The organism is Raoultella sp., assembly GCF_039594335.1.
GTDB lineage: Bacteria > Pseudomonadota > Gammaproteobacteria > Enterobacterales > Enterobacteriaceae > Klebsiella.
Genome location: NZ_JBCNNS010000081.1, coordinates 1 through 20,380, shown reverse-complemented (window position 1 = coordinate 20,380; position 20,380 = coordinate 1). Strand labels below are relative to the sequence as shown.

The following is a 20,380-nucleotide window of genomic DNA, read 5'->3' as shown; positions in this document are numbered from 1 at the left end:
GCATGGCAGGTTAACGAAACCACCGAAAACATCGGCGCACGTCGCCTGCACACCGTACTGGAGCGTCTGATTGAAGACATCTCCTTTGACGCCAGCGAAATGGGTGGCCAGAGCATCATTATTGATGGCGGGTATGTTGGTAAGCATCTGGATGTGTTGGTGGCGGATGAAGATCTGAGCCGTTTTATCCTATAATCCGGTTCAATGTATTTTCATCACAATCGATGGGGCTATATATAGCCCCATTTTTTTAGCCAGGAATTATGACTGAACAACCGATAAACCGAACCCAGGCCTGGCTGGAAAGCCTGCGGCCAAAAACGCTACCACTGGCCTTTTCCGCCATTGTTGTCGGTACGACGCTCGCGTGGCAACAGGGGTACTTCGATCCCTGGGTCGCGCTACTGGCTCTAATAACCGCCGGCCTGCTGCAAATCTTATCCAACCTGGCCAACGATTATGGCGATGCCGTTAAGGGCAGCGATAAACCCGACCGTATCGGGCCGCTACGCGGCATGCAAAAAGGGGCCATCACCCAAGCGCAGATGAAACGCGCGCTGATTGTCACCGTGGTGCTGATTTGCCTCTCCGGACTGGCATTATTGTTCTGCGCCTGGCAGACGATGGCCGATTTTATTGGTTTTATGGTACTGGGAAGCTTAGCGATTATCGCCGCGATCACCTACACCGTCGGCACCCGGCCTTATGGCTATATTGGCCTTGGCGATATCTCTGTGCTGGTATTCTTTGGCTGGCTCAGCGTTGCAGGGAGCTGGTATCTCCAGGCCCACACGATTGAAGCAACCATTTTCCTGCCCGCCACCGCCTGTGGCCTGTTAGCCGCCGCGGTGCTGAATATCAATAATCTGCGCGATATCGACAGCGACAGAGAGAACGGCAAAAACACGCTGGCGGTACGTCTGGGGCCGCTCAACGCCCGCCGTTATCATACTTGCCTGCTCATCGGCGCGCCGCTGTGCCTGGCGCTGTTTACTCTGATTTCTCTGCATAGTCTATGGGATTGGCTGTTCCTGCTCGCCACGCCGCTGCTGGTGAAGCAGGCGCGATTTGTGATGCGCGAGCGCGAGCCGGTGGCGATGCGCCCGATGCTGGAACGCACGGTAAAAGCTGCACTGTTGACCAACCTACTGTTTGTCATTGGGATTATTTGCAGCAAGCTGGTGGGTTAACTGACAAATATCAATTAACAATTGATGATTTTGCCAACAGTATGATTCGCGAGATATACTAAAATCTCTCGCAGCAACTGAACGTTAAGCCTATGAAATACGATACTTCCGAGCTTTGTGACATCTACCAGGAGGATGTCAACGTAGTGGAACCTCTGTTCTCCAACTTTGGGGGACGGTCGTCGTTTGGTGGACAAATCATCACGGTGAAATGTTTCGAGGATAACGGGTTGCTATACGATATGCTCGAACAGAACGGCCGTGGTCACATCTTACTGATCGATGGCGGGGGTTCCGTCCGACGCGCGTTGATTGACGCTGACCTGGCGCGTCTTGCCGTACAAAATGAGTGGGAAGGGATAGTCGTCTATGGCGCGGTACGTCAGGTTGACGACCTTGAAGATCTGGATATTGGCATCCAGGCGCTGGCCGCTATTCCGGTGGGGGCCGCTGGCGAAGGTATCGGCGAAAGCGATATACGTGTCAATTTCGGCGGTGTGACCTTCTTCTCCGGTGATCATCTGTATGCCGATAATACCGGGATCATCCTGTCCGAGGATGCACTGGATATCGAATAGTCCGCCCACTAATAAAAAAGGCCTTTTCTCTGAGAAGGCCTTTTCGTTTGTTTCACGCCAGAATTAGTACAGTTTCTTCGCGCAATCCAACCAGTCGTTTTTAAACGGACGCTTCATGTTCTCAATCGCGTCGATGATGTCGTGGTGCACCAGCTTCTCGTTTTGAATACCGACGCAACGGCCACCAAAGCCCTGCAACAACAGTTCAATCGCGTAGGCGCCCATGCGGGATGCCAGGATACGGTCATAAGGGACCGGGGAGCCACCGCGCTGAATGTGACCCAGAACAGTTGCACGGGTTTCGCGGCCGGTTTCCTTCTCAATGTAGTGCGCCAGTTCATCCACGTCGCACATATGTTCGGTAATGGCCACAATCGCGTGTTTCTTACCTTTGGCGATGCCCGCTTTGATTTCAGCGACCAGATCGTCACGCGAGTATTCCACTTCCGGCACCATGATGAACTCGCAACCCCCGGCAATCGCCGCGGCCAGAGTCAGATCGCCGCAATAACGACCCATCACTTCAACAACAGAAATACGCTGGTGGGAAGAAGAGGTATCACGCAGACGGTCAATTGCTTCCACCACGGTGCTCAGTGCGGTAAAGAAACCGATGGTATAGTCAGTGCCTTTGATATCGTTATCGATGGTGCCAGGCAGGCCGATGCACGGGAACCCCATTTCAGTCAGGCGCATCGCCCCCATATAAGAGCCATCACCGCCGATAACGACCAGAGCATCCAGGCCACGCTTTTTCATGTTCTCAAGCGCAACGGCGCGAATATGTTCTTCACGGAATTCCGGGAAGCGTGCTGACCCGAGGAAAGTGCCGCCACGGTTGATCATGTCGGAAACACTATAGCGGTCGAGCTGAACCATGCGATCTTCATACAGGCCGAGGTAACCGTCATAGATTCCAAAAACTTCCAGACCTTCCGTTAATGCTGCGCGCACAACGCCACGAATTGCTGCGTTCATGCCCGGAGCATCACCGCCACTTGTCAATACACCGATTTTCTTAATCATGACTACCTCTGAACTTAGGAAGCAAAAAATAATCCTGTTGCCTGAAGCGCTCCTTCACCAGGAGTGCACGACGATAATTGCAATAGTATATCAAACGCTTCTGGCTGAATTGATTCAGGTCAGACCAAATGGCGGTAATTTATACAAAAAATGCCGATCTGCCCCACACTTTACATCGAGCTTACAGACTATAACCCAAGGCTTATAAAACGCCCTGCTGCGCCAGCGGCACCGCAGAACAGGGATCCTGATGGATAATGACATCAGAACCCGGGAAACGGTGCAGAATCGCCTGCTCCACCTGCTCGGCAATAACGTGTGCCTGGAGCAGCGGGAGATTATCTTCCATTTCCAAATGTATTTGAATAAAGCGAGTCGGCCCTGACTGCCGCGTCCGTAGATCGTGTGCCCCGCTGACACCTGGCCATTCGGTCACAATATGGATAATTTCCTGACGTTCCTCGTCAGGAAGCGCGCGGTCTAACAACGACTGAATGGCGTCATAACCCATACGCAAAGCGCTATATAAAATATAGATGCCAATCCCGAGAGCAAACAGCGCATCGGCACGATGCCAACCATACCAGGAGAGACCCAGCGCCACCAGAATTGCACCGTTCATCATAACATCAGACTGATAATGAAGCATATCTGCCCGCACCGCCTGACTTTGCGTTTTTCTGACCACCCAACGCTGGAACGTGACCAGCACCATCGTACTGACCAGCGCGATCAGCGTCACTGCAATACCGACACCCGCCGCCTGCATCGGCTCCGGACGCGCCAGGTGCTGAATACCGGTCAAAAACAGAAACAGGGCCGACCCGGAGATAAACATACTTTGTGCCAACGCGGCCAGTGATTCTGCCTTACCGTGGCCAAAAGTATGCTCCTCATCAGCAGGCTGGAGCGAATAACGCACGACCAGCAAATTCGTTAACGAGGCGGCAATATCCACCAGCGAGTCCACAAGCGCAGCCAGAATACTCACTGACCCGGTGTACCACCACGCAAAAATCTTGATCAAAAGTAACGCGGACGCCATCACCGTTGCCGCAATAGCCGCACGGCTCACCAGCCGCCCATAAGATTGATTCATATATACTCCTTTTCGGCGATGCGCTTAGTATAACCTGAACTTTTGTCACAACGAGGAGCAAGGCGGGAGGCGTTTCGCTTAATTACAGGCAAAAAAAACCCCCACATCATGTGGGGGAAGACAGGGATGGTGTCTATGGCAAGGAAAACAGGGTCTACTACTGGGGTTGCATGGTATTACTACTACTCGACAACATGGTTGCTGAACCTTTTTGCATCCTTGCAACCTCACGCAACTGATCCATTCGTTGCTGGTGTTTAGCATTAAGAACCGCTTGCTGCTCCGGCGTTAACAGGTGGTACATCTGGTTGCGAACCTTTGCCATTTCAATCTGGCGAGCAACCTGTTCTTGCGCCATCTTATTAGCCTGAGCGCGCACAGCGTTTTCATCAAAATTTTCTGCGGTGACAAGACGATGCATTGTCTCCATTTCGCTAACATTAATGGGTTGCCTGTCATGGCGTGCCCGTTGCATAAGATCTCGTAACTGCTGGCGTTGCTGTTCGGTTAAACTTATGCCGTCAAACATATGACTCTGGCTGGTGCGCTGCGCCCCGTCATCTCCAGGGAGCCAGTTAACGCTGGTGACGACTTCAGCGGCCTGGCTATATGCACTTAGCGCCAGCGTTGAGGCCATGACGGCAGCAATAACATTGCGCATCACATACTCCCAATACATTTGTGTCTGTGTAGCGATTCAACGAGATACAGTCTACGATTCGGGCTGCAAACATGCGTCAGGGGGTGTAAAACAACGTAAAGTCATGGATTAGCGAGCCTTGATGACGTAATTTCTGCCTCGGAGGTATTTAAACAATGAATAAAATCCTGTTAGTTGATGATGACCGGGAGCTCACCTCCCTGTTAAAAGAGCTGCTCGATATGGAAGGATTTAACGTGCTCGTGGCCCATGACGGGGAACAGGCGCTGGCCCTTCTGGACGACAGCATCGATTTACTTTTGCTTGATGTGATGATGCCGAAGAAAAACGGTATCGATACGCTTAAAGAGTTACGTCAGACACACCAAACCCCGGTTATCATGCTAACCGCCCGCGGCAGCGAGCTGGATCGCGTTCTCGGCCTCGAGCTGGGCGCGGATGATTACTTGCCTAAGCCCTTCAACGATCGTGAGCTGGTGGCGCGTATACGCGCGATTCTGCGACGTTCTCACTGGAGTGAGCAGCAGCAAACCACCGAAGCCGGTTCCCCGACCCTGGAAGTTGACGCCTTGAGCCTCAACCCTGGCCGCCAGGAAGCCAATTTCGATGGTCAGACCCTGGAACTGACCGGCACGGAGTTCACCCTGCTCTACCTGCTGGCGCAACATCTTGGCCAGGTTGTCTCTCGTGAACATCTGAGCCAGGAAGTCCTGGGAAAACGCCTGACGCCGTTCGATCGCGCCATCGACATGCATATTTCCAATCTGCGTCGTAAGTTGCCGGAACGCAAAGATGGCCATCCGTGGTTTAAAACCCTGCGCGGACGCGGCTACCTGATGGTTTCGGCTTCATGATAGGAAGTTTAACCGCACGCATCTTCGCTATTTTCTGGCTCACGCTGGCGCTGGTGTTGATGCTGGTTCTGATGTTGCCCAAGCTGGACTCGCGCCAGATGACCGAACTGCTGGAGAGCGAACAGCGGCAGGGCACCATGATCGAACAGCACGTCGAGGCCGAACTGGCGACCGATCCCCCCAATGACCTGATGTGGTGGCGTCGGCTATTTCGCGCTATCGATAAGTGGGCTCCGCCGGGGCAGCGTTTACTGCTGGTAACCAGCGAAGGCCGCGTTATCGGTGCAGAACGCAACGAAATGCAGATCATTCGCAACTTTATCGGCCAGGCCGATAATGCCGATCATCCGCAGAAAAAACGCTATGGCCGTCTGGAGATGGTCGGGCCGTTTTCCGTCAGGGATGGGGAAGATAATTACCAGCTCTATCTGATCCGCCCTGCAAGCACATCCCAGTCAGACTTTATCAACCTGTTGTTCGACCGCCCGTTGCTCCTGCTTATCGTTACGATGCTGGTCAGTTCGCCGCTGCTGCTGTGGCTGGCGTGGAGTCTGGCCAAACCGGCTCGCAAATTGAAAAACGCCGCCGATGAGGTCGCCCAGGGCAACCTGCGTCAACATCCGGAACTGGAAGCTGGTCCGCAGGAGTTTTTAGCCGCCGGAGCCAGTTTTAACCAGATGGTCACGGCGCTGGAACGTATGATGACCGGTCAGCAGCGCCTGTTGTCCGATATTTCCCACGAGCTGCGTACGCCGCTCACGCGCCTGCAGCTGGGAACGGCCTTACTGCGCCGTCGCAGTGGTGAGAGCAAAGAGCTTGAGCGTATTGAGACCGAGGCCCACCGGCTGGACAGTATGATTAACGATCTGCTGGTGATGTCGCGCAATCAGGCGAACAACGCGCTGGTCAGTGAAACGGTGAAAGCCAATCAGTTGTGGGGCGAAGTACTGGATAACGCGGCATTTGAAGCCGAACAGGTGGGAAAATCCTTCACCGTCGAGTATCCGCCGGGCCCCTGGCCGTTGTACGGCAATCCCAATGCGCTGGAAAGCGCACTGGAAAATATCGTACGTAACGCGTTGCGCTACTCGCACACCAAAATTTCGGTCAGTTTTTCGGTGGATAAAGACGGCATCACGGTTAACGTCGATGATGACGGCCCGGGCGTCAGTCCGGAGGATCGTGAGCAGATTTTCCGTCCGTTCTATCGTACCGACGAGGCGCGCGATCGCGAGTCCGGCGGCACAGGTCTGGGGCTGGCGATTGTTGAGGCCGCGATTCAGCAGCATCGCGGCTGGGTCAAAGCCGATGACAGCCCGTTAGGCGGTTTGCGCTTGACCATCTGGCTGCCGCTGTATAAACGGACCTGATGAGTATGTGTCCCGGATTACACTACGCTTATCCGGGCTATACGAATTCACAAACGTTGGTGGACAGGTCGCTTTGTAGCCTGGGCAAAGCGCGTCAGCGCTACGGCCCGCGGGGAATCATTTGCCCCACAATCTGCGTGAATGGTCTTCTATCTGTCCGCTCAGGCGCCGCTTCTGCAGGGTACGGCTCCAGCTCACCGACAACCCAGCCGCCGAGAGCAGACGATGGTATTGTTCATCATCGAACGGCATATGCCAGACAATGGCACCCGCCTCATGGACGCTCACATCGCTTAGCCGGGAAACCAGCTCCAGCGGCGCATCGCCGGATACCCGTCCGCCCGCCACGACCCGATACAGCCAGCCGGTTTTACCGCTGTTCTGCATAAGCTGCGCCATATCGCTGACGGCAAAGTGATCGTTAAGCTTGAAGCACGGTGAACGCGGCTGCGTCACCTGAATCAGCGCCTCTCCCCAGCGGAAGATGTCGCCGATACAGACGTCTTTTTCCGTCAGTCCTTCGGTCGAGAGATTCTCGCCAAACGCCGGAGCGCAGAAAAGATCCGCCTGCTGCGGAAGTTCAAGAGCCCAATGGGCGTAGTGTTCACGAGGATAGTGGCACAGCGCGCGGTCCGGCCCGCCATGTATTTTCTTCTCCGCCTGTTCATCTCCCTCCAGCCCCAGTTCGCCGAGGGTCAGTTCACCATCGATCTGAATTTTACCGATGGCGCTTGGACGGCGGCCGTCGTAATCCCTTACCTTGCCCACAAAGACATTCACCGGATAGTGCATCGCCGCTCCTTTGCTGCGGATATAAAAAAAGCGAGTCATCAGACTCGCTTCTCGTTCAGCACAATGCAACCTTATTTTTTGGCGGCAAAACGCGCTGCTGCTTCGTCCCAGTTAACCACGTTCCAGAACTCTTTGATGTAGTCCGGACGACGGTTCTGGAATTTCAGGTAGTAAGCGTGTTCCCAAACATCCAGGCCCAGAATCGGGAAGCCGGAAGCGCCGGAGATAGCTTCGCCCATCAGCGGGGAGTCCTGGTTAGCGGTCGAAACCACGGCCAGTTTGTCGCCCTTCAGCACCAGCCATGCCCAGCCAGAACCAAAGCGGGTCGCTGCCGCTTTTTCAAATTCCGCTTTGAAGTTGTCAACGGAACCGAAATCACGTTCGATAGCGGCTTTCAGGTCGCCCTGCAGGGTGGTACCGGTTTTCAGACCTTTCCAGAACAAGCTGTGGTTAGCGTGGCCGCCCGCGTTGTTACGCAGCACGGTTTTTTTGTCAGCCGGCAGCTGATCCAGTTTGGTGATCAGTTCTTCAGCAGACAGATTAGCAAATTCCGGCAGGCTCTCCAGCGCAGCGTTGGCGTTGTTAACATAGGCCTGATGATGTTTAGTGTGATGGATTTCCATCGTCTGCTTATCAAAGTGTGGTTCCAGGGCGTCATAAGCGTACGGCAGGGCTGGCAGTGTATAACTCATAATCATCTCCATTATTGTCGAGCGGCAGGAAGTGTTAATGCCGCGTAAGCAGTTGGTTCATTATAGTTAATTAAATGATATTGAAAACGCTTATCAATGCCGTATTTTTAATAAGGTTATAACCGCAGGGTATACCCACATTTTTGTGAGCTGGAACAAGTGATTACGTTGTTGGTTGCCAGAGTCCGCCTTCACATGGCAACAGTCTGAAGGCGAGAAAACTGACTGATTTTTACACTCATCGTATCGGAAGAAGATTTACCCGATAAAAAAACAGATGTGGATAAAATCAATGAATCACGCGATTACGATGGGTGTTTTTACGCATTTGCCAGGCGCGGCCACGCCGCGCTCTGTCCGGGAATCAGGTCGTCATCGCCTTGCCCTCAACGCTGCCCAGGGCGGCTTTACCCGACAGCGTGAACGCCGAGATAACCGTCACCACCAGCGCGATACCACCGAGGATAAGATAGGTGTCCTGGAAGCCAATCCGGTCATACATATTGCCGGCAAACGCGGAGAGGAAAATCGCTGCCACCTGTTTGGCAAACTGAAAACCGACCAGGTAGATCGTCGCCGACAGGCGAGTATCGAAAACGCCGGTGATGTACTTAAATGCTCCCACCAGCAGGAACGGCACTTCCAGCGCATGGAGCATTTTCAGCGCCACCACTTCAGTAGCCGTCGTGGCGAATGATGAACCGATCATCCTTGCCGCCATCACCATCCCGGCAATCAGCAGCGTATTCTTCGCGCCGATGCGGTTAATAATCCATGGTGAGCAGAACATAATAATGGCATTGCAAATCTCCCCGGCAGTGGTCGCAAAACCAAACGCCCGGGTTCCCGCTTCCGGCGTAGCGAAGTAGGACTTAAAGAAAGTGGCAAACTGCTGATCGAACACGTCATAGACGCAAGCCACGCCAACCACATACAAAATAAACATCCACATTTTCCGCTGGCGGAACATGCGTACCGCGGTTTTCAAATCCACGGCGGAACGATTGGCCCCCAGGGAATCCAGCACCTGGGTTGCCTGGCTGGCCTGCGGTTTAGCTATCGTCACCAGTATCAGCAGCAGCAAGGCCGCGGCCGATCCCATCCAGAAAACCCATTCCGGATTGACGCTAAACAACATGCCCGCCGTGGTCGCACACAATGCCCATCCCAGGCAGCCGAAGGTACGCGCTTTACCGTACTCAAACCCGCTATTCCGGCTGACGCGCTCGATGTACGCCTCCATCGCTCCGGCGCCCGCGGAAAACACAAAACCGATATAAGCGCCGCCGCTTAACGCGCCGGCCCAGATATTGGTTTTTAATAACGGAGCAAACACGTAGAGGAAGAACGGCGCAATCAGCACCAACAGGACGGAGACGACCCACATCAGATGCTTCTTTAGCCCCAGCTTATCCGAGATAACGCCCAGCACCGGCTGAAAACAAATCGCAAACAGAGACAGGCTGGAAAACACAATGCCGGTTTCGGTTTTGTTCAGGCCGATAACGTCCGATAGCCAGATCGGCAGAAACGGAAAACAGGTGGCCATGATGAAAAAGTAGAGAAAGAAGAACAGCCCGAAAATCCAGAAGTTAGGGTTGTTTTTATGGGTACAGGCGGTCGGGTTCATTTTACATTCCTCAATAAGGGCCGCCGGGCGGCCCATTGCCATCACACGCGTTGCAGACCAATCAGAATGGCGCTTTCCGGGTCAAGAATGGGCAACGCCAGGCCCGCCTGTTGCAACCACTCACCGCTTACGGTCTGCGGTGAGGTCATCCACGCCGGTAGCTTGCGCATGGTGTGGCCGCCCTCCCCCGTTATCTGAATATTGGGGTGATCAAGGAGCGTAATGTGATACCGCGCACCCGCCTCCAGACCTGCAATGCGCAGCGGCGCCATCAGGCTGTAATCCGGCATTGCCAGCTGGCTCACCAGAAACAGCGCCTGACGCTTATCCTCACTGACCACGCCTTGCGCGAGGGTTGTGGTGTCCGGCATGTCCAGCCGCCACTGCACGCCACGGTGAATCACGTCGCGCCACTGCTTATGCAGCGCCGCATACTTACGGTAGCCGGCACGCTCCTGTTCATCGGCGCTCACCGGATCCAGCTCCAGCCCCATATGACCAAACAGCGCGGTCAGACCACGAAAAGCAATGCTGTGCTGACGGAAAGTGGCGTGACAGTGGCGGTTGCCGATATGCGCCCCTATTACTTCCGGCGGAAAGAAGTAGCTCATGCCGCGCTGGATGGTATTCCGCTCCAGCGCATCGTTATTGTCGGAAGCCCAGAAGCGATGGCTACGTTTAAGCACCTCGTAATCAATGCGCCCACCGCCAGAAGAGCAGGATTCAAACTCAATGTGCGGGAACCGGGCCACTAAGGTATCCAGCAGGCGATAAAACTGGCGGGTTTGCGCGTCGGCCGCCGCTTTGCCGTTATGCGCCGGCTGCACTAGCTCGCGGTTCATATCCCACTTCACGTAATCAACCGCATGCTCGCCCAGCAGCCAGCTCATCCGCTCCAGCAGATAGTCAAAGGCCTGAGGGATATTCAGGTTCAGAACATACTGATGACGTCCGGTCGGCACCGTGTAGCCCGGCAGCGCAAGTACCCAGTCCGGGTGCGCGCGATAGAGATCCGAATTTGGGTTAATCATTTCCGGTTCAACCCAGATGCCAAACTCCATGCCCAGTGATTTCACATGTTCAATTACCGGCGTCAGACCATTAGGGTATTTCTTCTCATCAAGATACCAGTCGCCGAGCGCCGCCCAGTCGTCGTTGCGCCCTTTAAACCAGCCGTCGTCGATGATAAAACGCTCGACGCCCAGCGCCGCCGCCTCATCCGCCATACGCATGATGTATTGCGGGTCATGGTCGAAGTAAATCCCTTCCCAGGTATTGAGATGCACCGGTCGTGGTTTATTGCCCGGAAAACGAATGATCTGCTCACGCAGATAGCGGTGGAACTGCTGACTCATGCCGTTCAGCCCCTGCGCGGAATAGCTGGCATAGAGGCTGGGTGTCCACAATGTTTCCTCTTCTGCGAGGGCTATTTCGCCCGGCAGATACAAGGCTTCCGCCTGCAGGTAGCGGCGACCGTCGGTTTTCACCTCCGCCCGCAGACGGTGGTTGCCGCTCCAACCCAGATGTACTCCCCAGACCTCTCCCTCCATTTCGCAAAACGCCGGGCTGCCAGTAATCAGCGCCGGGAAATGTTCGTGGGAAGTGCGACCACGGCGATTTTCCAGCACAAAACTGTCATGCTCGAGGGTCAGACGATGCGGCTGAAATTCGCGAATCCACCGGCCGTGGAACGCCATAACTTCGCGGGCGCGCTCGGCAACCGGCAGCGTCACGGCCAGCCGATCGACCTGCCAGGGCTGCGGGCGAAGATTGGTTAAGCCATGTCGGACGCGCAGGACGCCGCTGCTATCAAGCTCAATGTCGCTATCCAGACGCAGACCGGCCTGCCTGTCTTCGCCGATCAGCGTCAGGCACTGCCCCTCCTGGAAAACCCCGGTAGTAACAAAGACCGGCGAACCATCCAGCCCCTGACGATGCCCTTCAATTCCCGGCGCGCCGAACAACCCGTGACCCGGCTCGGCCATTAAGGTGAGCGGCGAATCAACATCAAGGCGACCGTTGGCGATCGGGCGAGCAAGCGTAGCAGCATCCTGCGGCGAAAAGTGAGCTAAATGCGGCCCCCAGTAGATAATTTCGGCGAACGGCTGGGTTTTGATCACCACATCAACCGTGGCGCTTTGCAGACGTAAAATCGAATCAGACATCGGACATCTCCACAACAAGGAATGCCTTACTGTTGATCCGAAACGTTTCGGTAAACAATCAAAACGTTTCGGATCCGTGATCGAGTGCAGAAATTAACGTTGCGGAAAGACGATCAGGCGGTTGCGCCTGGGATGAATTCAGGTTGCCAGAGCACCTGTAAAGAGGAGAGGTCGTCACCGGCGATTAGCCGCCGGACCATCTCAGCAATCTGCCGACCGACGCCCTGACGGGTGGACTGAATGACGGCAGCGACCTGAGTGTCGATAATGCTGTCCTGCGGCAATCCGTCATAAACCACTAATGACACGCGGCTATCGCCGGTCAGTCGACCCAGTTGTGAGAGCGCCATTGCCGCGCCATCTCCGTGGGTATTGCAGTCAGTGACGATCGCCGTCGGCGGCTCCGGCAGGCGCAAAAGCTCCAGCGTAGCCTGGTATCCGCCGCGTCGAGTGGGCGGCACGCTGCGCAGCCAGCTTTCGGACAGACCGGCTTCGCGCAAGGCGTCCAGATAACCGTTACGTCGCTGAGTGATAAACGCCTGGCTGTTGTTTTCCCCCAGCAGGGCGATCCGCCGATGGCCCTGGCTGATTAAGTGGCGGGTCGCGCGATACGTCCCGGCATAATTATCGAAATCAAACCAGGCGTAGGGCTGCGGCAGGCGGCTGCGGCCAAGAGCGAGGAAAGGAAATCCGGAGGAGAGCAGTTGCGTCAGACGCGGATCGTCATCCAGCGTGTGCGCCACGATCAGCGCATCGACCCGCCGGCTTTGCACCATGCGCATATAACCATGTTTATCCGCCTGCTCATCATCCGCGATCAGCAGCAAATCAATTTCATAACGCGCCAGCTCGTGGCTAATCTCCCCGACCATCTCGAGAAACACCGTGTTATTCAGCGGCGCCGGACGCACGGGAAACACCAGACCCACGGCATCGATTTTGCCCATTTTAAGACGCCGGGCGAAAGTATTGGGCCGATAACCGCGCCGTTTTGCTTCCGCCTCCACGCGGGCACGCGTCTCCTGTGACACATCGTCATAGCCGTTTAACGCCCGGCTGACGGTGGTGACCGAGATCCCAAGTTCTTTAGCAATGGCTTTCAGCGACATATGTATCCCTGTCTTCGCGGAGAATGCGGCTAGTTTCCCGCAATACGGAGATGGCGTCCAGCAAGAGCGACAAAGCGCCGGTCGGCGCTTTGTCTGAGGAAAGAACTACTGCGCCAGGGGTTTGCGCACAAAGAACCCATAGAGACAGGCACCAAGGAACAGCAGGCAGCCACCGAGAATAAAGACATTGGTGAACTGGCCGGTAGCATCAAGGATAATCCCAGTGATCACGGGTGCCAGCGCTGCCCCAAGGAAACCGCCAAAGTTCTGGATCGCGCCGAGAGAAGCAACCTGCTCTTTTGGTGCCATATCCGCCGCCAGCGCCCAAATAACCCCGGACGGCATTTGCGAACAGAAATAGCCCAGCGTCAGCAGCGTAATCGCGGTACCACTGTTGCTGACAAACGGAATTGGCATCACAAAACAGGCCGCCATTGCCGCCCCCAGCACAATCGGTACCTTCCGCGCCGTTACGGCGTTAACGCCTTTACGCACCAGGCGATCAGAGAGCATCCCACCACACAGGACGCCAAGAATACCGGCAAAAAATGGAATCGATGCAATAAAACCCGTTTGCTTCAGGCTGAAGCCCAGCGACGTTTCCAGATAACCGGGCAGCCACGTCAGATAAACCCAGATAGTAAACATGATGCAGAAGTTGCCGGAGATCATGAACCAGGTGGTTTTGTTGCGGAACAGCGCACCCCAGCTTACCTGCGGTTTATCCACCGTAGTCGCAGCGACTTTACCGGTATGGATCAGCATCGCTTCCCGTGCATCCGGGTCACGATAAAACTTCAGCCATGCCAGCACTAACGGAATCCCCAGCAGACCGACAGCAATAAACATCCCGCGCCAGCCGACCCATAGCAGCAGAATGGTCAGCAGTGGCGGCGCGACGGCGTTAGCGATTTGCGAACCGGTATTGATGATCGATGTCGGTAGTCCGCGTTCTTTATCGGAAAACCAGCTCTGGGTGATCTTGATACCTGAAGTAAAAAACGGCGACTCAGCGATCCCCAGCAGCACCCGTAGACCATAGAAAAAACTGTAGGTATTGACAAATCCCATCAAGAAAGTCACGGCGGACCACAGCGTCAACGCGCCGGTGAACATCTTCTTAGGACCAAAGCGGTCTACCAGCCATCCGGCGGGCAGATTTGCCAGAGCATATGGCCAGAGGAATGCCGACAGCAACAGGCCCATTTCAGTGCCGGAGAAACCAAACTCCTTCGAAATAGTGGTATTGGCAATACTCAGGTTGGCGCGGTCAAGGTAGTTCACAACTGCAGCCAGCAGCAGAATCAAAATAATCCCCCAGCGGCGTCGGGAGATCTTCGGCGGCGCCATGGCCGTAGCAGAAGTCGAATTTACGATGCTCATACCGCCTCCTCCAGTAACGCACGATCGATTTTGATGACCGCTTTACGCAGAGGGGTTACGTCATCCTGGGGATGGCAACACGGGCGATGGATATCTTCCGGGAAGAACATCGCGAACATACCGGGTGTTAACATTACCTGCATCTCTTCTTCTTCAACCTGCCAGAACATAATGTCCTGTTGCGGCGTACGGTCATCAACCACGGTATGCAGTCCGCTTTCTACACGACTGACCCCCATGCGCTCCTGACCGGAGATCAGGTACTGAATATCGATAAATTGACGGTGCGACTCCGGGCGCGCCTCTTCAAAAGGTACGCTATCCATCTCCTGCAACAGACAGAATAGCTTGCCGGGGATCAGGTCAATTTTACCCGGCGCGAAATCCTGAAAATCGTTCTGAGCGAGGAAAGCCAGTGCCTGACGAATTACCGGATGGTAAGCCGATGCCTGTGCAGGCCATGCCTTAAGACTGGTTACGATCATAATGGCATCCTCTGCTTAGCCCGCGATACGCTGGCGCCACTGTTCTGTTCCGGCGCGAATCTGGTCGAGAATCACCGACAGCCCCCAGAACTTATTCAGCACATCATCCTTGTTAACCCGGCAGGTGATACTGTCAAACGTCCCCAGGCGCTGATGATAGATTTTGGCGTTTTTCGGATAGCCCAGCGTTTCAGTGACCGCCCCCAGAGAGAGGAAAATCGCCAGCTCATCGGCTAATGCGCGTTGGTTTTTCCCCTCGCGCCACAGCCAGCTATATAGTTCAGGGTGGAAGTTGGTAAACACGCCGCTAAAACCCTGTGACCCAGCCATAATCGCCGGCCAGGCAATCGCTGCGTTGGCATTAATAACATTAAGCGGCGTGTCCTGAGCCAGACGTACGCGACGTTCAACGGTCGGTAGATCGCAGCTCACATCTTTCAGTACAACAAAGCGACCGCTGTTAGCGCACCAGGTAAATTCATCATCGCTAAGCAGGCGGCGATAAGGCGCCGGACACTCGTAAAGACCGAGCGGTAACGAGGCTGGCAACGTATCTAACAGCGTATTCAGCGTTGCGTAGAAGACTTCGCTGCCTTCATTACGCGGATCGAGATGGTTAGTCACCAGTACCAAAGCATCAATACCGGTCTGCGCCATCGCCAACAGCTCGGATTTTTGCGCTTCAATGTCATCGCTGATATGGCCAGAGGCGATAACCGGAATACGACCGTTCACGTGCTGCACAACAAAATGCGCGAGTTCAACGCGTTCTTCTAAGGAAAGGAACTGCATTTCGCTTGACTGGCAGACGGCAAACAGCGCATCAACTCTCTTCTCCAGATACCAGTCGATTAATTTCGCCAGCGCCGGATAATCAATCCGATCGTCAGTTGTAAATGGCGTCAGCATTACTGGAACAATACCGTTGATCGTTTTCATATTATTTTCCCGAGTTCAGAGGGTACGGAGTCGTGCGTTTGCCTGTTCAAAATCAGGCATGTTGGATGCCCCTTCCAGCTCAACAGCCAGAGAGGCAAAGGCGGAGGCCCAGGTTGCGGCCTGCACCAGACTGTTTCCGGCGGCAAGCGAAGCGGCCAGAGCACCGTTAAATGCATCGCCAGCGCCGGTGGTATCCACGGTGACGGCTGGGAAAGCGCGTATATGGCTGAACTGGCGATTGTCCAGCAGCAGCGCACCACGCGACCCCATGGTAATCAGCACTTTTTTAGCGCCCAACTCGGCAATACGAAGCGCCGCTTCTTTTGCCGTATCAAGATCGTTGATGTCAATTCCTGATAATAAAGACGCTTCCGTTTCATTTGGTGTAATGACATCGACAAAGGGAATACTGGGGATAATTTCAGCAGAATAGGGCGCTGGATTAAGAATAACTCGTTTTCCCAGATCATGAGCTATTTTTATTAGCGAATGAGTTGCATCGAAATTATTTTCAAGTTGAACCAATAAAACGTCTGAAGAAGATAATTCCGGAACAATTTTCTGAATTTCATTATAGGTAATAGTTGTATTTGCCCCAGAATAAATAGCAATCATATTTTCGCCATTCTCCTGAGAAACGTAAATAATTGCATTGCCGGTTGGCTCACTCTCAGACTGATAAAGCGTGTAAGAGTGAATTGCTGAGCGAGTTAAATGATCTGCGGCTAAATTACTGAACTGATCTTTACCCACCTTGGCGACAAAATGCACCTGAGCGCCGGCTTTACTGGCGGCCGTTGCCTGGTTCGCACCTTTCCCACCCGGCCCCAGGCTGCTACCCAGCGCCATTATCGACTCGCCTCCCCGCGGAAAGCGCGCAACCTTAGCCACAATGTCAACATTGAACGAGCCAAATACACATACCTTACCCTGCATAAACTTTCCTTTCTTTCGTTCATTACCTTGTGGTTTTCGGTGATTAACAGGTTGCAACAGCACCTCAAAACTATCACCGGTTTCCGATATAAGCTCAGCCTGCAAACTGCGGCGTAATATAATTGCTCCGCCATAACAGCGCTGCACCAACCCCATATCAGCAAGAGTATTCAAATCACTGCGTATCGTTTCTTTAGTGACATTAAAATGAGCAGCGAAATAATTTACATAGCCCCGCTCGTGCTCATCCAAATATCGCAAAATAGACTTTCTACGTTCTTCAAGAAACATAATTAACCCCGATATCACCATTGCAGTATACGAACCCCCCAAGGGAGGAAGAGTGATATCAATCCCATGTTTCCAGAAGAAACGGAAGCAAACAAAAAGGATAAGAAGGAGTGAACAGAAAGAGAGATTCCAGATTCTGTAGAGTGCAAAATAATATATGTTATTAATATATTTAACGATATAACATTCTGCATATCACAAATATATACGCAGAATGTCATTAAAATTAATTATGCTCAGCCACCAACAGTGCCTGGGTATCCGGTTCCAGCGCCTGGAAAACATGTTCCTGATCCGCCGGATAGCAGATGTAATCTCCCTCCCCCAACTCCTCCGGCGCTTCGGTCAACCCGACCCGCGCGCGCCCTTGGGTGATAATAATATGCTCAACCGACCCCGGTGGATGGGGGTGAGAAATCCGGTCAGCGCCTGGCTGCGTCAGTAATAAATAGATATCGCGGCGAGCGCCCGGCGGGCAGGTCGCCAGCAAAATGGCCTGGTAATGGGCCTGTTCGGCCACCACCCGGGTCCCTTCCCCACGACGCAATACCTGTGTCTTTTGCGCCTGCGGCTCCAGCAACTGTGCAAAAGGGATATCGAGCGCGACGCAGAGGGCCCACAGAGTCTCCAGGCTCGGATTACCGTTGCCCGATTCCAGCTGCGATAATGTTGATTTGGCAATACCCGCCCGGCGCGCCACTTCCGCCAGCGACAGCCCGGTACGTGCACGTTCACGTACCAGACTTTTGGCAATCAGGTTAATTGGCTGTGTCATACACGGCTCCGTGTTTTGTATACCGAACGATTCGTTCGACTTGAAAATTAATACTGATGCGTTCATTATAATGGAAATTCGTTCGATATGGCTAAATAGTATGAAGCAGCACTTCTCCTGTCTCAAAGCAGACACCAGCAAAGCGATAGCGTTAGTATGCCTGGCGGTTGGCGTCGTCGGCATGTCCTACGGTTCGCTGGCGATGGCCTATGGCTTCCCGGTCTGGGTTCCGTTTGCGCTCTCCCTTTCGGTACTGGCGGGCGCTTCCGAATTTATGTTTATCGGCATTATCGCCAGCGGCGGGAACCCACTAGCCGCTGCGGCAGCAGGCTTGCTGGTCAACGCCCGCCATATTCCGTTCGGCGTCACGGTGCGCGACCTGGTCGGTAAACGCGGCGTCAGCCTGCTGGGTTGCCATATTATGAATGATGAGAGCGTGGTGTTCGGGCTCTCGCAAAAAACGCCGGAACAGCGTAAAGCCGCCTACTGGCTGTGCGGCCTGGGCGTGGCGATTATCTGGCCCGTGGGGGCGCTGCTCGGCGCCATGGTCGGCAAGCTGTTGCCCGCCCCGGAAACCATTGGTCTGGATGCGGTATTCCCGGCGATTTTGCTGGCGCTGGTGGTTCCGGCGTTTAAAAACCGCAGCACCTTAATCCGCGCCTGCAGCGGCGCGGCGCTATCCCTTGCCACCGTTCCCTTCTCCCCGGTGGGTCTGCCGGTGCTGCTCTCTTTGTTTGGTTTGATGACGAGGAAAAAATAATGGCTGATATCACGCTGTTCATCGTCGGCATGGCGATTTTATCGGCAGGGACCTATTTGATGCGTCTGGGTGGGGCGAAGCTCGGCAATCGTTTAGCGCTTTCTGAACGTTCTCAGGCGCTGCTTTCCGATGCAGCGACGGTATTGCTGTTTTCTGTGGCTCTGGCGACCACCTTTTATGAAGGTGAACATTTTGCCGGCATGGCGCGGGTACTGGGCGTTGGTTTCGCCGTCTTTCTTGCCTGGCGCAAGATGCCGCTGATCGTGGTAATTATTTCGGCGGCGGTAGTCACCGCGCTGCTGCGTATGGCCGGGCTTGCCTAAGCCGGACAGGCCCGGCAATCAGACCATCGGTCACCCTAGCGTCTGCTTAATCCACTCCGATAGCCTGACAATATCCAGCGGTTGCTGTTGATCGACCGTGAAGACCGGGCCAAGTCGCATCGGCTCAGCCCGTTCAGCCAACAGGGCCAGCTCCGGCAGATATTCTTCTCCGGGGTGGCCCGCCCGACGATCCTGCAGACGCGCGGCATAGCGTGACACGGCAAGTTGAGGAGAGATTTGATTCCAGATCTCAACCACGTTCTCAACCCCCGCCTGATGCAGCAGTCGTTGCAGAGTTTCCCGGGGCTGGAAACCGAACCAGGCGTCGATTAACCAGATAACGTTGGCTGGCGAATGCCCGATGATCGACCAGATAGCCTCATAGGCCGCGCATCCCAACTGACGGTTAAAAGGCCGATCGATGTCGGTAAAGCAGGCCATAAACGGCTCTTTAATCTCATCAATGGTCAGAAGCGGCAGGCCAAAAGTTTGCGCTAGCGCCTGAGTTATTGTGCTCTTTCCCGAAGCAGGGACGCCGTTAATTAAGATCACGGTTTTACAGCCTGCAGTGAGATGTCTGTTCATAACAATGCAATCACCTCTTCTCGGGTACTGGCAGCGCGAAGCCTGGCCATGGTTTCGTTATTGTCCAGTAGCGCCACAATCGCCCGAATGCCCTCTTCGATATGCGCATTGCTATCCTGCGCGCCGAACATAATGACGATATCCGCCCTGTCGCTTCCGGCAAATTGAATCGGTTTATCTAATACCACCAGGCTAAAGCAATTCCGCTTCACACCGCATTCCGGTCTGGCATGCGGAATGGCAATTCCCTCTTCGAACACGTAATAAGCACCATGATTGAGAGTATTATCAATAACCGCCTTGCTATAACTTTCAGAGATATACCCGTTCGCCACCAGGGGACTGGCAGCCAACTCAATCACCCTGCGCCAGTCAGACTCCATCACGCCGACCTGAATGGCATCGGCCTCAATCAGTAAATCTTTTATGATCATTACGCCTCCCTAGATATTGCGGCGAATAATATTGCGTAACTCATCAATACGAATAAATAGCGCGTCGATATCCTGACGATGAATTTTGCTTTTAGCATACACCGATAGCGCCCGGTTATACTTCAGCATCAATGCCTTCTGGATCTGACCATTGCCAGGCTGGCCCTGTAGTTCATTTTCCAGCATTTTTATTTCTTCAGCCAGCTCGCGGGACAGACGATCATAATCCTGCGGCGGATGATTCTCTTTTTTCCACAACGCTTTCAGTGATTGAAACATAATCTTCTCCCGCCCTGACGGGTG

Annotated in this window: 22 protein-coding genes and 1 pseudogene; 7 read left to right on the top strand and 16 right to left on the bottom strand. The window is 54.2% G+C overall.

Annotated features, from left to right (window positions below):
- The 3 genes and pseudogenes from hslU to rraA form a co-directional block, all read left to right on the top strand.
- Positions 1-195, top strand: a pseudogene (gene hslU / locus ACZAHD_RS14880) (HslU--HslV peptidase ATPase subunit); the annotation flags it as partial.
- A 68-nt stretch (positions 196-263) separates the two neighbouring features.
- Positions 264-1,190, top strand: a complete 927-nt coding sequence (gene menA, locus ACZAHD_RS14875) for a 1,4-dihydroxy-2-naphthoate polyprenyltransferase (RefSeq protein WP_462457462.1) — start codon at positions 264-266, stop codon at positions 1,188-1,190.
- 92 nt (positions 1,191-1,282) lie between these two features.
- Entirely contained in the window at positions 1,283-1,768 is a 486-nt protein-coding gene (gene rraA / locus ACZAHD_RS14870) for a ribonuclease E activity regulator RraA (RefSeq protein ID WP_462457461.1), read from the top strand.
- 63 nt (positions 1,769-1,831) lie between these two features.
- Here the strand turns inward: rraA and pfkA are convergent, their stop codons facing one another.
- The 3 genes from pfkA to cpxP all read right to left on the bottom strand — a co-directional run bounded on the left by pfkA (position 1,832) and on the right by cpxP (position 4,554).
- Positions 1,832-2,794 carry a 6-phosphofructokinase gene (gene pfkA, locus ACZAHD_RS14865; RefSeq protein WP_462457460.1) on the bottom strand — a complete coding sequence of 321 codons (963 nt, stop codon included), beginning with the start codon at positions 2,792-2,794 and terminating at the stop codon, positions 1,832-1,834.
- 202 nt (positions 2,795-2,996) lie between these two features.
- Positions 2,997-3,893: a CDF family cation-efflux transporter FieF gene (gene fieF / locus ACZAHD_RS14860; RefSeq protein WP_462457459.1), complete on the bottom strand. Its 897-nt coding sequence runs from the start codon at positions 3,891-3,893 to the stop codon at positions 2,997-2,999.
- A 157-nt stretch (positions 3,894-4,050) separates the two neighbouring features.
- A complete protein-coding gene (gene cpxP / locus ACZAHD_RS14855; protein ID WP_462457458.1) occupies positions 4,051-4,554 on the bottom strand; it encodes a cell-envelope stress modulator CpxP in 504 nt (167 codons plus the stop codon).
- 155 nt (positions 4,555-4,709) lie between these two features.
- On the opposite strand from cpxP, the gene cpxR reads away from it, so the two are divergent.
- Together cpxR and cpxA are read left to right on the top strand one after the other, a co-directional pair.
- Complete coding sequence (gene cpxR / locus ACZAHD_RS14850) at positions 4,710-5,408, top strand: envelope stress response regulator transcription factor CpxR (RefSeq protein ID WP_004203671.1); 699 nt, start codon at positions 4,710-4,712, stop codon at positions 5,406-5,408.
- Positions 5,405-6,778, top strand: coding sequence for an envelope stress sensor histidine kinase CpxA (cpxA, locus tag ACZAHD_RS14845; RefSeq protein WP_004869367.1), 1,374 nt, complete (start codon positions 5,405-5,407; stop codon positions 6,776-6,778). The genes cpxR and cpxA overlap by 4 nt, the downstream gene beginning before the upstream one ends.
- A gap of 117 nt (positions 6,779-6,895) precedes the next feature.
- Here the strand turns inward: cpxA and yiiM are convergent, their stop codons facing one another.
- The 10 genes from yiiM to ACZAHD_RS14795 form a co-directional block, all read right to left on the bottom strand.
- Positions 6,896-7,570 carry a 6-hydroxyaminopurine reductase gene (yiiM, locus tag ACZAHD_RS14840; RefSeq protein ID WP_462457464.1) on the bottom strand — a complete coding sequence of 225 codons (675 nt, stop codon included), beginning with the start codon at positions 7,568-7,570 and terminating at the stop codon, positions 6,896-6,898.
- Positions 7,571-7,641: 71 nt separating this feature from the next.
- Positions 7,642-8,262 (bottom strand): superoxide dismutase [Mn], encoded by a 621-nt coding sequence (sodA, locus tag ACZAHD_RS14835; RefSeq protein ID WP_462457457.1) that lies wholly within the window; start codon positions 8,260-8,262, stop codon positions 7,642-7,644.
- Between the two features lie 364 nt (positions 8,263-8,626).
- Positions 8,627-9,892: an oligosaccharide MFS transporter gene (locus tag ACZAHD_RS14830; RefSeq protein WP_462457456.1), complete on the bottom strand. Its 1,266-nt coding sequence runs from the start codon at positions 9,890-9,892 to the stop codon at positions 8,627-8,629.
- 41 nt (positions 9,893-9,933) lie between these two features.
- Positions 9,934-12,057 carry an alpha-galactosidase gene (locus tag ACZAHD_RS14825; protein WP_462457455.1) on the bottom strand — a complete coding sequence of 708 codons (2,124 nt, stop codon included), beginning with the start codon at positions 12,055-12,057 and terminating at the stop codon, positions 9,934-9,936.
- 113 nt (positions 12,058-12,170) lie between these two features.
- On the bottom strand, positions 12,171-13,166 hold the full coding sequence (locus ACZAHD_RS14820) for a substrate-binding domain-containing protein (protein ID WP_462457454.1): 996 nt from the start codon (positions 13,164-13,166) through the stop codon (positions 12,171-12,173).
- A gap of 105 nt (positions 13,167-13,271) precedes the next feature.
- On the bottom strand, positions 13,272-14,549 hold the full coding sequence (locus ACZAHD_RS14815) for an MFS transporter (RefSeq protein WP_462457453.1): 1,278 nt from the start codon (positions 14,547-14,549) through the stop codon (positions 13,272-13,274).
- Complete coding sequence (locus tag ACZAHD_RS14810) at positions 14,546-15,034, bottom strand: NanQ anomerase/TabA/YiaL family protein (protein WP_462457452.1); 489 nt, start codon at positions 15,032-15,034, stop codon at positions 14,546-14,548. Before ACZAHD_RS14810 ends, ACZAHD_RS14815 begins: the two co-directional genes overlap by 4 nt.
- A 15-nt stretch (positions 15,035-15,049) precedes the next feature.
- Positions 15,050-15,973, bottom strand: a complete 924-nt coding sequence (locus ACZAHD_RS14805; RefSeq protein WP_462457451.1) for a dihydrodipicolinate synthase family protein — start codon at positions 15,971-15,973, stop codon at positions 15,050-15,052.
- 15 nt (positions 15,974-15,988) lie between these two features.
- The gene (locus ACZAHD_RS14800; protein WP_462457450.1) at positions 15,989-17,200 is read right to left on the bottom strand and encodes a ribokinase; all 1,212 of its coding nucleotides are present in this window, start codon (positions 17,198-17,200) and stop codon (positions 15,989-15,991) included.
- Between the two features lie 226 nt (positions 17,201-17,426).
- A complete protein-coding gene (locus tag ACZAHD_RS14795; protein WP_462457449.1) occupies positions 17,427-17,975 on the bottom strand; it encodes a helix-turn-helix domain-containing protein in 549 nt (182 codons plus the stop codon).
- A 100-nt stretch (positions 17,976-18,075) separates the two neighbouring features.
- Between ACZAHD_RS14795 and ACZAHD_RS14790 the strand changes: the two genes are divergently transcribed.
- A complete protein-coding gene (locus ACZAHD_RS14790) occupies positions 18,076-18,735 on the top strand; it encodes an AzlC family ABC transporter permease (RefSeq protein ID WP_462457448.1) in 660 nt (219 codons plus the stop codon).
- Entirely contained in the window at positions 18,735-19,058 is a 324-nt protein-coding gene (locus ACZAHD_RS14785) for an AzlD domain-containing protein (protein ID WP_462457447.1), read from the top strand. Before ACZAHD_RS14790 ends, ACZAHD_RS14785 begins: the two co-directional genes overlap by 1 nt.
- 30 nt (positions 19,059-19,088) lie before the next feature.
- On the opposite strand, the gene ACZAHD_RS14780 is transcribed toward ACZAHD_RS14785, so the two are convergent.
- From ACZAHD_RS14780 to ACZAHD_RS14770, 3 genes are read right to left on the bottom strand one after another with little or no spacing between them, the layout of a single operon-like run.
- Positions 19,089-19,643, bottom strand: a complete 555-nt coding sequence (locus tag ACZAHD_RS14780) for a P-loop nucleotide/nucleoside kinase family protein (protein WP_462457446.1) — start codon at positions 19,641-19,643, stop codon at positions 19,089-19,091.
- Positions 19,640-20,077 carry a PTS sugar transporter subunit IIA gene (locus ACZAHD_RS14775; RefSeq protein WP_462457445.1) on the bottom strand — a complete coding sequence of 146 codons (438 nt, stop codon included), beginning with the start codon at positions 20,075-20,077 and terminating at the stop codon, positions 19,640-19,642. Before ACZAHD_RS14775 ends, ACZAHD_RS14780 begins: the two co-directional genes overlap by 4 nt.
- Before the next feature lie 9 nt (positions 20,078-20,086).
- Complete coding sequence (locus ACZAHD_RS14770) at positions 20,087-20,356, bottom strand: hypothetical protein (RefSeq protein WP_462457463.1); 270 nt, start codon at positions 20,354-20,356, stop codon at positions 20,087-20,089.
- Positions 20,357-20,380 lie beyond the last annotated feature (24 nt).

What these genes read in the sequence shown, in the direction of transcription:
- ACZAHD_RS14795 (WP_462457449.1), bottom strand. Translation starts at nt 17,975, where the DNA reads ATGACACAGCCAATTAACCTGATTGCCAAAAGTCTGGTACGTGAACGT.
- cpxP (WP_462457458.1), bottom strand. Translation starts at nt 4,554, where the DNA reads ATGCGCAATGTTATTGCTGCCGTCATGGCCTCAACGCTGGCGCTAAGT.
- ACZAHD_RS14825 (WP_462457455.1), bottom strand. Translation starts at nt 12,057, where the DNA reads ATGTCTGATTCGATTTTACGTCTGCAAAGCGCCACGGTTGATGTGGTG.
- ACZAHD_RS14775 (WP_462457445.1), bottom strand. Translation starts at nt 20,077, where the DNA reads ATGATCATAAAAGATTTACTGATTGAGGCCGATGCCATTCAGGTCGGC.
- yiiM (WP_462457464.1), bottom strand. Translation starts at nt 7,570, where the DNA reads ATGCACTATCCGGTGAATGTCTTTGTGGGCAAGGTAAGGGATTACGAC.
- cpxR (WP_004203671.1), top strand. Translation starts at nt 4,710, where the DNA reads ATGAATAAAATCCTGTTAGTTGATGATGACCGGGAGCTCACCTCCCTG.
- ACZAHD_RS14790 (WP_462457448.1), top strand. Translation starts at nt 18,076, where the DNA reads ATGAAGCAGCACTTCTCCTGTCTCAAAGCAGACACCAGCAAAGCGATA.
- cpxA (WP_004869367.1), top strand. Translation starts at nt 5,405, where the DNA reads ATGATAGGAAGTTTAACCGCACGCATCTTCGCTATTTTCTGGCTCACG.
- ACZAHD_RS14770 (WP_462457463.1), bottom strand. Translation starts at nt 20,356, where the DNA reads ATGTTTCAATCACTGAAAGCGTTGTGGAAAAAAGAGAATCATCCGCCG.
- rraA (WP_462457461.1), top strand. Translation starts at nt 1,283, where the DNA reads ATGAAATACGATACTTCCGAGCTTTGTGACATCTACCAGGAGGATGTC.
- fieF (WP_462457459.1), bottom strand. Translation starts at nt 3,893, where the DNA reads ATGAATCAATCTTATGGGCGGCTGGTGAGCCGTGCGGCTATTGCGGCA.
- ACZAHD_RS14815 (WP_462457453.1), bottom strand. Translation starts at nt 14,549, where the DNA reads ATGAGCATCGTAAATTCGACTTCTGCTACGGCCATGGCGCCGCCGAAG.
- ACZAHD_RS14810 (WP_462457452.1), bottom strand. Translation starts at nt 15,034, where the DNA reads ATGATCGTAACCAGTCTTAAGGCATGGCCTGCACAGGCATCGGCTTAC.
- ACZAHD_RS14805 (WP_462457451.1), bottom strand. Translation starts at nt 15,973, where the DNA reads ATGAAAACGATCAACGGTATTGTTCCAGTAATGCTGACGCCATTTACA.
- ACZAHD_RS14830 (WP_462457456.1), bottom strand. Translation starts at nt 9,892, where the DNA reads ATGAACCCGACCGCCTGTACCCATAAAAACAACCCTAACTTCTGGATT.
- menA (WP_462457462.1), top strand. Translation starts at nt 264, where the DNA reads ATGACTGAACAACCGATAAACCGAACCCAGGCCTGGCTGGAAAGCCTG.
- ACZAHD_RS14780 (WP_462457446.1), bottom strand. Translation starts at nt 19,643, where the DNA reads ATGAACAGACATCTCACTGCAGGCTGTAAAACCGTGATCTTAATTAAC.
- ACZAHD_RS14800 (WP_462457450.1), bottom strand. Translation starts at nt 17,200, where the DNA reads ATGTTTCTTGAAGAACGTAGAAAGTCTATTTTGCGATATTTGGATGAG.
- pfkA (WP_462457460.1), bottom strand. Translation starts at nt 2,794, where the DNA reads ATGATTAAGAAAATCGGTGTATTGACAAGTGGCGGTGATGCTCCGGGC.
- ACZAHD_RS14785 (WP_462457447.1), top strand. Translation starts at nt 18,735, where the DNA reads ATGGCTGATATCACGCTGTTCATCGTCGGCATGGCGATTTTATCGGCA.
- ACZAHD_RS14820 (WP_462457454.1), bottom strand. Translation starts at nt 13,166, where the DNA reads ATGTCGCTGAAAGCCATTGCTAAAGAACTTGGGATCTCGGTCACCACC.
- sodA (WP_462457457.1), bottom strand. Translation starts at nt 8,262, where the DNA reads ATGAGTTATACACTGCCAGCCCTGCCGTACGCTTATGACGCCCTGGAA.